At 60.4% G+C, this 11,563-nt stretch carries 12 protein-coding genes; 5 read left to right on the top strand and 7 right to left on the bottom strand.

What is annotated here, in order from left to right; genetic code table 11:
• Positions 1–2: 2 nt before the first annotated feature.
• The 7 genes from J2T09_RS19145 to J2T09_RS19175 all read right to left on the bottom strand — a co-directional run bounded on the left by J2T09_RS19145 (position 3) and on the right by J2T09_RS19175 (position 7,379).
• Positions 3–890 (bottom strand): YicC/YloC family endoribonuclease, encoded by an 888-nt coding sequence (locus J2T09_RS19145; protein WP_306837586.1) that lies wholly within the window; start codon positions 888–890, stop codon positions 3–5.
• 45 nt (positions 891–935) lie between these two features.
• Positions 936–2,156 (bottom strand): endolytic transglycosylase MltG, encoded by a 1,221-nt coding sequence (mltG, locus tag J2T09_RS19150; protein ID WP_373458522.1) that lies wholly within the window; start codon positions 2,154–2,156, stop codon positions 936–938.
• A 114-nt stretch (positions 2,157–2,270) separates the two neighbouring features.
• Complete coding sequence (gene fabF, locus J2T09_RS19155) at positions 2,271–3,533, bottom strand: beta-ketoacyl-ACP synthase II (protein WP_306837587.1); 1,263 nt, start codon at positions 3,531–3,533, stop codon at positions 2,271–2,273.
• A gap of 136 nt (positions 3,534–3,669) precedes the next feature.
• Positions 3,670–3,906 (bottom strand): acyl carrier protein, encoded by a 237-nt coding sequence (locus tag J2T09_RS19160; RefSeq protein ID WP_003502080.1) that lies wholly within the window; start codon positions 3,904–3,906, stop codon positions 3,670–3,672.
• A 289-nt stretch (positions 3,907–4,195) separates the two neighbouring features.
• On the bottom strand, positions 4,196–4,933 hold the full coding sequence (gene fabG / locus J2T09_RS19165; RefSeq protein ID WP_306837588.1) for a 3-oxoacyl-[acyl-carrier-protein] reductase: 738 nt from the start codon (positions 4,931–4,933) through the stop codon (positions 4,196–4,198).
• 114 nt (positions 4,934–5,047) lie between these two features.
• Entirely contained in the window at positions 5,048–5,995 is a 948-nt protein-coding gene (gene fabD / locus J2T09_RS19170) for an ACP S-malonyltransferase (protein WP_306837589.1), read from the bottom strand.
• A gap of 94 nt (positions 5,996–6,089) precedes the next feature.
• Positions 6,090–7,379: an Nramp family divalent metal transporter gene (locus J2T09_RS19175; protein ID WP_306837590.1), complete on the bottom strand. Its 1,290-nt coding sequence runs from the start codon at positions 7,377–7,379 to the stop codon at positions 6,090–6,092.
• Positions 7,380–7,584: 205 nt separating this feature from the next.
• Here J2T09_RS19175 and J2T09_RS19180 point away from each other — a divergent pair, with 205 nt between their 5' ends.
• The 5 genes from J2T09_RS19180 (at position 7,585) to rpsR (ending at position 11,446) form a co-directional block, all read left to right on the top strand.
• The gene (locus J2T09_RS19180; protein ID WP_306837591.1) at positions 7,585–8,628 is read left to right on the top strand and encodes an aldo/keto reductase; all 1,044 of its coding nucleotides are present in this window, start codon (positions 7,585–7,587) and stop codon (positions 8,626–8,628) included.
• Positions 8,629–9,004: 376 nt separating this feature from the next.
• Complete coding sequence (locus J2T09_RS19185; RefSeq protein WP_306837592.1) at positions 9,005–9,385, top strand: hypothetical protein; 381 nt, start codon at positions 9,005–9,007, stop codon at positions 9,383–9,385.
• Positions 9,386–9,550: 165 nt separating this feature from the next.
• Positions 9,551–10,438 carry an RTX toxin gene (locus J2T09_RS19190; protein WP_306837593.1) on the top strand — a complete coding sequence of 296 codons (888 nt, stop codon included), beginning with the start codon at positions 9,551–9,553 and terminating at the stop codon, positions 10,436–10,438.
• A 298-nt stretch (positions 10,439–10,736) separates the two neighbouring features.
• Positions 10,737–11,180 (top strand): 30S ribosomal protein S6, encoded by a 444-nt coding sequence (gene rpsF / locus J2T09_RS19195; RefSeq protein WP_306837594.1) that lies wholly within the window; start codon positions 10,737–10,739, stop codon positions 11,178–11,180.
• A gap of 23 nt (positions 11,181–11,203) precedes the next feature.
• Positions 11,204–11,446, top strand: coding sequence for a 30S ribosomal protein S18 (rpsR, locus tag J2T09_RS19200; RefSeq protein WP_112728513.1), 243 nt, complete (start codon positions 11,204–11,206; stop codon positions 11,444–11,446).
• Positions 11,447–11,563 lie beyond the last annotated feature (117 nt).

The following is an 11,563-nucleotide window of genomic DNA, read 5'->3' on the forward strand; positions in this document are numbered from 1 at the left end:
CATCACTCCAGATTCTGAACCTGTTCGCGGAACTGGTCGATCACGACCTTCAGCTCGATGCCGACCGCCGTCACGGCTGCCGAATTCGATTTCGAACAGATGGTATTCGATTCCCGGTTAAATTCCTGTGCAAGGAAATCCAGGCGGCGGCCGACGGGGCCGCCCTTGTTCAATAGCTCGGTCGCCGCCACCACATGCGCATGCAGCCGGTCGATTTCCTCGCGCAGATCAGCCTTGGTGGCGAGGATCGCTGCTTCGGCATAAAGCCGGTCGCGATCAAGCGAAGACGCGCCTTCCATCAATGCCGCCACCTGCCCTGCGAGCTTGCGGGCAATCTCGTCCGGGCTGCGCGACGGATCGGCTTCCACCGTCTTGGTCAGCGTGGAAATGGTGTTGACGTGATCCTGCAGCACGGCACCGATGGAGGCCCCTTCGCTGACGCGCATGGCGGTCAATGCGTTGAGGGCGATATCGAGACCGGTCATGATTTCGCGGTCGAGGGCCTCGGATGCGTCTGCCCCCTCTTCCGCCTCACGGATATCAACGAGGCCGCGGATCGACATCAGTGTGTCGAGACGCAGCGGCGACGGATCGACGAGATCGCCAAGCTCTTCGCGCAGCGCCAGCACGGCGTTGAGCGCATCGCGGTTCAGCACCGCTTCCACCTTGGTCTCGGCAACGGTGATCGACAGATTGGCCTGGATATTGCCGCGGCTGAAACGGGCCGGCACGGCTGATCGCACCGGTACTTCCAGACGCTCAAGCCCGGTCGGCAGGCGCAGGCGCAAGTCCAGCCCCTTGCCATTGACCGAGCGCAGTTCCCAGGCCCAGCGGGTACGACCGCTGGTGCCTTCGCTGCGTGCGAAACCCGTCATCGACTGCAGGCTCATACCGCGTTCTGCCTTTCCTGAACAACCGAAGCGAATGCGCCGGTGTTAATTGCTTCTCGGCGCCCGTTCGGCGTCAGCACCATCGGGCTGGCCATCAACGAGTTCGTCGGTCTGCGCACCGGCAGCGCGCTGCTGCGCCTGAATCTGGCGCCAGCGGCGAACATTGGCGTTGTGGTCTTCCAGTGTCTGGGCAAACGCATGCCCACCGGTACCATCGGCCACGAAGTAGAAATCCTTGGTGCGCCACGGATTGGCGACGGCTTCCAACGCCGCGCGGCCCGGATTGGCGATCGGCGTCGGCGGCAGACCCTTGATGTGATAGGTGTTGTAGGGCGTTTCCTTGTCGATGTCCGAACGGTAGATCGGACGATCGGCCGGACGACCGGCACCACCGAACAGGCCATAGAGAATGGTCGGGTCGGACTGCAGACGCATGCCGCGATTGAGGCGGTTGATGAACACCGAGGCGACATGGGCGCGCTCGTCGTCCTTGCCGGTTTCCTTTTCGACGATCGAGGCCAACGTGACGAATTCCTGCTTGGTCTTGACCGGCAGGTCGGCATCACGCTTTTCCCAGACCTGATCGATCAGGCGTTCCTGGGCGGCGCGCATCTGCGCCATGATCTCGGTGCGCTTGGTGCCGCGCGAAAACTTGTAGGTATCCGGGCGAAGCGAGCCTTCCGGCGGCTGTTCCTGCGGCAGTTCACCTTCGAGGATCGGATCATCCATCAGGCGCTTCATCATCTGCTGGACGGTCAGGCCTTCCGGCATGGAAACGGAATAGAGAATGGACTTGCCGGATTCCAGCAGTTCCATGACTTCCTTCATCGAGGCACCGGCCTTGACCTCATATTCGCCGGCCTTCAGCGTCTTGCCGCCTTCCAGATAGGTGGGCGTGACATAACGGAAGATGCGGGCATCGGAGATGATGCCGTTGCGCTCGAGGCTGTCGGCGATCGCGGATACGCCAGCGCCGTCACGCACGATGAAATGCGTATTGGTTTCCAGCGGACCCGGATCGGAATAGGTGGTCATGACATAATAGAAACCACCGGCACCGACGATGCAGGCCGTGACCGCCATGGTCATCACGAAATTGAGAAAGATCACCAACTGGCTACGTGCCTTCTTCGACCGCTTCGGCGGATCGGGCACACGCTCAGGCTTCAGCGCCTCATTGGGCGACTTAGGGATGATCGGGCCTTTTCCAGTGCCGTACGCTCCGCGATCGGAGGGCATTTCACTGTTATGGTTGGTGTCGCTCACCGGCACTTCCTTCTGAGACTCTAGACATTGCCGGGTGTGGCCCGGCAATGCGGCAAAAACAGGTTCAGAGGACAAGCCCTGAGCAGCGGACCCGTCTCGTTAACAGCCTTGTTATCAGGCCTCAAAACGCTTCAGCACGAGCGACGCATTGGTGCCGCCGAAACCGAAGGAGTTGGACAGCGCCACGTTGATGTCACGCTTGCGCGCCTTGTGCGGCACGAGGTCGATCTTCGTCTCGACATCGGGATTGTCGAGATTGAGCGTCGGCGGCGCGATGTTATCGCGGATCGCCAAGGCGGAGAAGATCGCTTCAATCGCACCGGCGGCCCCCAGAAGATGGCCGGTCGCCGACTTGGTGGACGACATGGAAATCTTCGAGGCACTGTCGCCGACCAGACGCTCGACGGCGCCGAGTTCGATCGTGTCGGCCATGGTCGAGGTGCCGTGCGCATTGATATAATCGATATCCGAGGCACCGAGACCGGCGCGCTTCAGCGCCATGGTCATGCAACGGAATGCGCCGTCACCGTCTTCCGACGGAGCGGTGATGTGGAAAGCATCGCCCGACAGGCCGTAACCGACGACTTCCGCATAGATTTTTGCGCCGCGTGCCTTGGCATGTTCAAGCTCTTCCAGAACGACGATGCCGGCGCCTTCACCCATGACGAAACCGTCGCGGTCGCGGTCATAAGGTCGCGAAGCCTTCTGCGGATCCTCGTTATACTGGGTGGACAGCGCCTTGCAGGCGGCAAAACCGGCCAGCGCGATGCGGCAGATCGGCGATTCGGCACCGCCGGCCACCATCACGTCGGCATCGCCAAGCGCGATCAGGCGGGCTGCATCACCGATCGCATGCGCGCCGGTCGAGCAGGCCGTGACGACCGCGTGGTTAGGGCCGCGCAGCTTGTGCTTGATCGAAACCTGTCCGGAAACGAGGTTGATCAGGCGGCCCGGAATGAAGAAAGGAGAAATACGGCGCGGGCCCTTGTCGCGCAGCGTATGGCCGGCTTCGACAATGCCTTCGAGACCGCCGATACCCGAACCGATCAGAACGCCTGTCGCAATCTGGTCTTCGTCGGTCTGCGGATGCCAGCCGGCGTCAGCCAGTGCCATGTCGGCGGCAGCAACACCGTAAACGATGAAGGGATCGACCTTGCGCTGGTCCTTGGGTTCCATCCAGTCGTCGGCATTATAGGTGCCGTTGGAACCGTCGCCGACGGGAATGCGGCAGGCAATCTTTGCCGGCAGATCATCGACTTCGAATTCGGTGACGAGGCGAGCCCCGTTCTGACCGGCGAGAATGGCAGACCAGCTGGCCTCCGTTCCGCAACCAAGAGGAGATACCATGCCGGTACCGGTGATAACGACACGCCTCATCATCCAGCGCTCCACCCTTGTCTGTTTTTATCTGTTATCTGTTTTTGGCTGTCGCCAATACTGAAACGGCCCGAACATGCCGGGCCGCCATGGGAGATAGCCGTTGCCGGCTTCTCCCGAATATACCGTTATCGGATCAGGCCTGGGCCTTCTCGATGAACTTCACGGCGTCGCCGACGGTGAGGATCGAGTCAGCAGCGTCGTCCGGGATTTCAACGCCGAACTCTTCTTCGAAAGCCATGACCAGTTCGACGGTGTCGAGCGAGTCCGCGCCCAGATCGTCGATGAAGCTTGCGCCTTCGACAACCTTGTCGGCGTCGACGCCGAGATGATCAATAACAATTTTCTTTACGCGTTCTGCGATATCGCTCATGTCGGTTTCCTCGACCTTTATCTTAATCGGATGGCCATCAAGGCATCCGCACCCTGTTGAAACCCGAGGCCGCCGCCGGATAGGACAGCGCCGAGGGCAAACCCGCTTTCCCGCTTGAGGCTTCACCTGACGCGTTCAAAGTTCCGCGTGGCCGCCTTCAATACGGGACGACTGATCACAGTCATGGCCCGCTTAACACGGTTTCCGCCCGCCGCAAAGCCAGAATCTTACCGGGATGTTACCCGTATACAGGCTATTTCGGCATTGGGCGGAACCGGTGCGAACCGTTTTAGATCATTGCCATACCGCCGTTGACGTGCAGCGTCTGGCCGGTGACGTAACCCGCTTCGTCGGAAGCAAGGTAAAGAACGGCGGCAGCGATATCCGAGCCGGCGCCCATGCGCTTCATCGGGATCGCGCCCATGATGGCGTCCTTCTGCTTGTCGTTCAGCTTGCCGGTCATGGCGCTTTCGATGAAGCCCGGAGCCACGCAGTTGACCGTGACGTTGCGTGTGGCGATTTCCTGTGCCAGCGACTTGGAAAAGCCGATCATGCCGGCCTTCGAAGCACAGTAGTTGGCCTGGCCCGGATTGCCGGTCACGCCGACGATCGAGGTGATGTTGATGATGCGGCCATGGCGGCGGCGCATCATCGGATGCGTCAGCTCGCGCGTCAGGCGGAAGACCGAGGTCAGGTTCACTTCCAGAACCGCATCCCAGTCCTCGTCGGACATGCGCACGAACAGGCCGTCCTTGGTGATGCCGGCATTGTTGACGAGAATATCGACGCCGCCGAGAACCTCTTCAGCCTTTTCACCCAGCGCCTTCACTTCGGCGCGGTCGGAAAGGTTGGCCGGGAAGATGTGTACGCGGTCGCCGAGTTCGGCGGCAAGCGCTTCCAGCTTTTCGACGCGGGTGCCGTGAAGGCCGACGATGGCGCCCTGCGCATGCAGCATGCGGGCGATTTCCTCGCCGAGGCCACCGGTCGCGCCGGTCACGAGGGCCTTGCGGCCGGTCAGATCAAACATGGTTCGTTCCTTTATTGAGCGAATAGGGAGTAGTGAATAGCGGGTAGTAAAGAGGCAACAGCGAGACGACCTAACGTCTATTCACTATTCCCTACTCTCTACTCACTCACCACATCACCCGAGAATGGCGGCGATTGCCGCGTCGATATCGGCCGGTGCATTCACGGCAACGCCGGAAATATTCTTGTCGATGCGGCGGGCAAGGCCGGTCAGCACTTTTCCCGAACCGACTTCATACAGCGTGCTCACGCCATTGGCGCCGAACCATTCCACCGTCTCGCGCCAGCGCACCTGACCGGTGACCTGGGTGACGAGCAGGTTGGCGATCTCTTCAGCATCGGTCACCGGAGCGGCGCGCACATTGGCGACAACCGGCACGACCGGGTTGTGTTTTTCGACCTTGTCGAGCGCATGGCGCATGGCGATTGCAGCTGGCGCCATCAGGTCGCTGTGGAAGGGTGCCGAGACCGGCAGCATGATGGCACGCTTGGCGCCCTTTTCCGTTGCCAGAGCCGCCGCCTTTTCGACGGCTGCCTTGGAACCGGAAATCACCAGCTGGCCGCCGCCATTGTCGTTGGCGATCTGGCAGATGCCGGCGTCGCGGGCCGCAATGCAGATGGCCTCGACGTCACCATGCTCGAGGCCGATGATTGCCGCCATGGCGCCCTCGCCCACCGGAACCGCCGACTGCATGGCATCGCCACGGATGCGCAGAAGACGCGCGGTATCTGCAAGCGAGAAGGTGCCGGCAGCACAGAGCGCCGAATATTCGCCGAGCGAATGGCCGGCAACGAAACCGACATGGCTTTTCAGATCGAGGCCGCGGGCTTCGAGCACACGCAGAGCGGCGATGGAAACGGCCATCAGCGCCGGCTGCGCATTGGCGGTCAGCGTCAGCGTGTCTTCCGGACCATTCCACATGATCTCGGAGAGTTTCTGGCCGAGTGCGTCATCGACTTCCTCGAAAACCGCGCGGGCTTCCGGAAAGGCGTCGGCAAGGTCTTTGCCCATGCCGACAGCCTGGCTGCCCTGACCGGGAAATGTGAATGCGATGTTGCTCATTGGGGTCGTTTCCTTTCCCTGAATTTGCCTTTCCATTCACATTCCGGCCTTGCAAGTCAAGGGTTTCGGGGTTTTGACACCCCGTTACCCCCTGTTAACCGCCCGAAACGAGGCTCATGACCTCATTGACGCACAACACCACGAACAGCAGCGCCGAGGCTCCCAGCAGGCCGTTGGAGAGCCAGCCATTGCGCCACTCTTTCGGCACACGCGAGGAATTCAGCAGCCAGATGAGGGTGATCGCCAGGAAGGGCATGAAGAAGGCCCCGAGAGCGCCATAAATGATGACCAGCGTGAACGGACGGCCGAACCACAGAAGCGCCATCGGCGGGATGGTGAGCCAGAACAGGTAGAACTTGAAGGCCGGCGTCTTTTCGAGACCATCGCGCGAACCGCTGTTTCCGCCACGCACGCTGCGCACGAAATCCGCAAACAGCAGAGACACGCCGTGCCAGACGCCGAGAATGGAGGAAATGGTCGTAGCAAAGAACCCGACCAGGAAGGTCTTGGCGACAAACGGGCCAAAGCGGTCTTCCAGAACCTTGTCGAGATCGAGCAGGCCGCGATCACCGGTCGAAAGGGCGATCTGGGCGGTATAAAGCAGTTCTGCACCGACGATCAGCATGGCGACGACAAAGATGCCGGTCATGATATAGGCGACGCGGTTGTCGAGGCGCATGACACCCATCCAGGCAGGCGTGCGCCAGCCCTTGGCATTCACCCAGTAACCGTAGGAGGCCATGGTGATGGTGCCGCCGACGCCGCCGATCAAGCCGAGCGTATAGATAGCGGAGCCTTCCGGGATAGTCGGGACGAGACCGGTCAGTGCGGCACCGACATCCGGCACGACGAGAATGGCGATGCCCACGACGATGATGAACATGATGGCGATAAAGAGCTTCATCACGTTCTCGAAGACTTCATAACGGTTGAACGCCACGAAGGCCGCGCAGACGAGGCCGGACATCATTGCCCAGGCCCAGAGCGGCAGGAAGGGGAAGAGTGCGGCGAGCGGCAGCGCCGTCGCGCTCATGGCAGTGGCGCCATACACGAAACCCCAGATCATGATGTAGATGCCAAAATACCAGCTCGTCCATTTGCCGAGAGACTTCCAGCCATCCAGCATGGTGGAGCCTGTGGCGAGGTGATAACGGGCAGAACCTTCCGCGAGCGCGATCTTGACGATGCAGCCGATGACGGCGGCCCATAACAGCGCGTAACCGAAACGCGACCCGGCAATCAGCGTGGCGACGAGATCGCCGGCTCCAACGCCGGTGACGGCAACCACGATACCAGGGCCGATGAGTTTCCAACGTCCCGTCTTCGGCGGATCGCCGGCATCCGGGAAACCGCGTTCGTCAAATTGCGCGCCATTATCGGCCATGCATACCTCCGCAAATTTATTCTACACACGCTCGGTTTTCAAAGCTGAAGCGCGCCACTTCCGGATGAACTAGAACTTTTTCTGCGTTTTCGACCCCGAGGACATAAAGTTTTCGCGATACTGCCGCGAAACGGCTGTATTCCACCCTTGCGTGAGCGCAAATCCCGCTTAAGGTCGGGCTCTTCAAAGACGGGACGATTTTTCCATGAAATTCAACAGACTCGGCCGGACGGACATTTCCGTTTCGGAAATCTGCCTCGGCACCATGACCTGGGGCACGCAGAACACGGAAGCCGAAGCCCATGCGCAGATGGATTATGCCGTCGAACTGGGCGTCAACTTTTTCGACACGGCCGAACTTTACCCGACCACGCCGGCCGGTCCGGAAACCTATGGCCGTACCGAAGAACATATCGGCACCTGGCTGAAAAAGACCGGCAGCCGCGAAAAAATCGTACTCGCCACCAAGATTGCCGGCGGTGGTCGCCCGCATATCCGTGATGGCCGCCCGATCGAGGCCGCCACCATCCGCGATGCGGTCGATGCCAGCCTGAAGCGCCTGCAGACCGATTACATCGACCTCTACCAGATCCACTGGCCGAACCGCCCGCACTACCATTTTCGCGGGAGCTGGGATTTCGATGCTTTCGAGCAGGATCGCGAAAAATCGGTATCCGGCATCGCGGAAAAGCTGGAAACCCTCGATGAACTGGTGAAGGCCGGAAAAATCCGCACGATCGGCCTTTCCAACGAAACCGCCTGGGGCACGATGCAATATCTGCGTCAGGCCGAGGAAAAAGGCTTTCCGCGCGTCGTTTCGATCCAGAATGAATATAATCTGCTCTATCGCGCCTTCGACCTCGACATGGCGGAAGTCTCGCATCACGGCGATGTCGGCCTGCTCGCCTATTCGCCGCTCGCTGCAGGCCTGCTGACCGGCAAATATCTGGGCGGCACGCGTCCGGCCGGTTCACGCGGCACGATCAACATGGATCTCGGCGGCCGTCTGCAGCCGCATCAGGAACCGGCGGTGGCCGCCTATGTCGAACTTGCGAAAAAATATGGGCTCGATCCGGCCCAACTGGCGATCGCATTTTGCCTCGCACGCCCGTTCATGGCCTCGGTCATCATCGGCGCCACCGGCCTGGAACAGTTGAAGGCCGATATCGGTGCAGCCAACATCACGCTGTCGGATGACGTCCTTGCCGATATCGCCAAGGTTCACAGACAATATCCGGCGCCGATCTGAGGCACGGCATACACTTCTATTATTGGCGGCACGCAGGCGACTGCGTGTCGCTTTTGTTTCTGGATTTGGCCAATCCAGGTGAAGATGATTCGCGGCCAGATCGCGCCCAACGCAATTAAGGCATTGCTAATTTCGCTTGCCCCCTGTGGAAGACGCCCCGATTCCGTACCGGGACGAAGCAGGTTCGTGACTTTCGAAATACGCGGTAAGCTCTTGTTAACGAAGGTCGCTGCGGTTTTGTGCGCCGCACTTTCCGCTCGCCGAGGTCAGCGCTAGCTTTCCGTCAATCAGTTACAAACCTGTTGCCGGAGAGCGCATCCCCTTGCGTCCAATATCTTGTGTTCGATCGGCAGCCCGAACCGCGGAAGAGAAAACCATGACGATCAACGCCATCAGCTCCCTCCAGCGCTCCCTTTACACCGGCAACGATGCCGCGCTGCTCGTCACCCCCGCAATGGGTTCTTCGGCCACGACCATGCCCAGCCAGCCGCTGATTCCAGAAAGCGAGCTGGAGACCGGTTTTCAGAACGATACCGGCAATCCCGGCCAGCCGAGACTTGCAAAGATCGTGGAAATTCTCGACCTGATGCGGCCATTGCAGAAGAACTCGACCGGAGATGTGACGCAGAACCCGTCTCACGATGACAGCGTGCGGGCTGTTTCCGCCTTTCTCGACGGCCTTGAGGAGGATGCGATTTTCTCGACGCCCGCTGCTCCCCGCCAAACTGACCTGCAGGATCTCTACCGTCAGTTCTAAGGATCGTTTCGGGCGGTTCACACCTCGTTTACCGATTCCGAAGGCCGCGATGGCTCGACGGCCCATGCAAGCATAGGATGCGAATAACAGGTCCGGCATGACGGTGGACCCGGCCTCGCCGCAGGCGCAATGACGCCGCCTGCGCCAATCTCGCCCGGATGAAGCATGGTCAGCATCAACGCATTCTACCGCAGCTCCAATGCCGGGCAGTATGCCAGCCAGCTGTTCGGCAACAACCGCCCGTCATCTGCGCCATCCACCTGGAGCAACACCTCCTCCAGCACCTATGTTCCGGGTGAAAGCGCCGCGGAAAAGGCGATTTCCCGCATCGTCGAGATACTGACACTGGGCAATGCCGATAGCGATGATCAGGCCAGCGTCTCCGAGAGCTTTGGTTACATTACCCATGCACGTGGCACCGAAGGCGACGACACGCTGACATTTGCCGGCCGCAGCGTCTCCAATGTGGAGGCTGGAGCGGGCAATGACAGCATCATCGCCAAGACAACCACTGCGTCTTCGATCGACGGTGGTGATGGCGATGACCAGCTCAAGCTGGCGGCCCGCTTTATAAACGACATTACCGGCGGCACGGGTGACGACACGATAGAGATTTCCGCCAAGACGGTCCTGGCCGTCGATGGTGGCGGCGGCAATGACACGCTGAAGGTCGCGGCCGATACCGTGCTTGGCCTGACCGGCGGCGACGGAGACGACAAGATCCATGTCGAAAGCAAGCGCCTCTCCGTCTCGGGCGGCACCGGCAACGACACCGTGACCTTCAACATCAGGCGCGGCGGCTCCGCCGAATACCTGTTCGCACGGGGAGACGGCACGGATACGATCGCCAGCAACGGCGCGTTGACCATCGTGCTGACCGGCTACACGCCCGCCGAACTTTCCGTCATGACCAGCAACAACAGGATGGTCGTCACGTTTGAGGGATCGCAGGACAAGCTTACGCTCGACTTCACGGACGGAGCGCTTGAGGCCGGCCAACCGAAATTCGGCTTCTCCACGGAGAATGGCGCACTGAGCCTCTGGATCCGGTAAGACCCATAATCCCACCGGTGTCACACACAGCTTTTGCGTGTCGCCTCTTGCCATCCGGCCAAAAATCCGTATAAGCCGCCGTGTTCGACACATCCGGTCTTCTGGCTGGTGGCTGTACGGAGGGCGGGTTCCGCATCAGGAACCGCAGGGGCCGCAGGGTCCAAGCCTCCCGTGTCTCCGCTCTCGACCGTCTCGAAACAACAACTTTTCTTGCCGGCGTTTTCGCCTTCAGGAGCTGTCGTTGAGGCTTAGCCGCCGAGGTCCGGGTGAAAACAAACGCAAGAAAAGGCAAAGTTACATGGCTCTTTACGAACACGTATTCCTTGCCCGACAGGATATGTCCGCACAGCAGGTCGACGCCCTCGTAGAACAGTACAAGGGTGTCCTCGAAGCTAACGGCGGCAAGGTCGGGCGCGTAGAAAACTGGGGCTTGAAGTCCCTGACCTACCGCATGAAGAAGAACCGCAAGGCTCACTACGCCCTGATGGACATCGATGCTCCGGCTGCTGCCGTGCACGAAATGGAACGTCAGATGCGCATCAACGAAGACGTTCTTCGCTACATGACGATCGCCGTCGAGAAGCACGAAGAAGGTGCGTCTGCCATGATGCAGAAGCGCGACCGTGACGACCGTCCGCGTCGTGACGGCGACGACCGTGGCCCGCGCCGCGAGTTCGGTGACCGCCCGCCGCGTCGTGACGGCGACTTCCAGCGCGCGCCGCGTCCGGCTCGCGAAGCTTAATCGGCTAGAAGGGATCAAACACAATGGCTGAATCTTCTCCGGCTCGCCGCCCGTTCCATCGTCGTCGCAAGACCTGCCCGTTCTCGGGTGCAAACGCGCCGAAGATCGACTACAAGGACGTTCGTCTGCTGCAGCGCTACATTTCTGAGCGCGGCAAGATCGTTCCTTCGCGTATCACCGCAGTTTCCCAGAAGAAGCAGCGCGAACTGGCTCAGGCCATCAAGCGCGCCCGTTTCCTCGGCCTGCTGCCGTACGTCGTAGCTTAATGATTGTTGGACCCGCTGATTAAGTTTCAGCGGGTCTAATTTCCCTCCCGCGTTGGGCGCGGATCGGACCGAACTGCCGGCCCACAAGGCCAAAACCCATGTTGGGGATTTCAGGCA

Origin of the sequence: Neorhizobium huautlense (assembly GCF_030811685.1) — a bacterium.
Lineage (GTDB): Bacteria > Pseudomonadota > Alphaproteobacteria > Rhizobiales > Rhizobiaceae > Neorhizobium > Neorhizobium huautlense_A.

Coding starts and splice junctions, on each gene's coding strand:
- fabD (WP_306837589.1), bottom strand. CDS start 5,995: ATGAGCAACATCGCATTCACATTTCCCGGTCAGGGCAGCCAGGCTGTC.
- fabF (WP_306837587.1), bottom strand. CDS start 3,533: ATGAGGCGTGTCGTTATCACCGGTACCGGCATGGTATCTCCTCTTGGT.
- rpsR (WP_112728513.1), top strand. CDS start 11,204: ATGGCTGAATCTTCTCCGGCTCGCCGCCCGTTCCATCGTCGTCGCAAG.
- J2T09_RS19185 (WP_306837592.1), top strand. CDS start 9,005: ATGACGATCAACGCCATCAGCTCCCTCCAGCGCTCCCTTTACACCGGC.
- fabG (WP_306837588.1), bottom strand. CDS start 4,933: ATGTTTGATCTGACCGGCCGCAAGGCCCTCGTGACCGGCGCGACCGGT.
- J2T09_RS19190 (WP_306837593.1), top strand. CDS start 9,551: ATGGTCAGCATCAACGCATTCTACCGCAGCTCCAATGCCGGGCAGTAT.
- J2T09_RS19180 (WP_306837591.1), top strand. CDS start 7,585: ATGAAATTCAACAGACTCGGCCGGACGGACATTTCCGTTTCGGAAATC.
- J2T09_RS19145 (WP_306837586.1), bottom strand. CDS start 890: ATGAGCCTGCAGTCGATGACGGGTTTCGCACGCAGCGAAGGCACCAGC.
- J2T09_RS19160 (WP_003502080.1), bottom strand. CDS start 3,906: ATGAGCGATATCGCAGAACGCGTAAAGAAAATTGTTATTGATCATCTC.
- rpsF (WP_306837594.1), top strand. CDS start 10,737: ATGGCTCTTTACGAACACGTATTCCTTGCCCGACAGGATATGTCCGCA.
- J2T09_RS19175 (WP_306837590.1), bottom strand. CDS start 7,379: ATGGCCGATAATGGCGCGCAATTTGACGAACGCGGTTTCCCGGATGCC.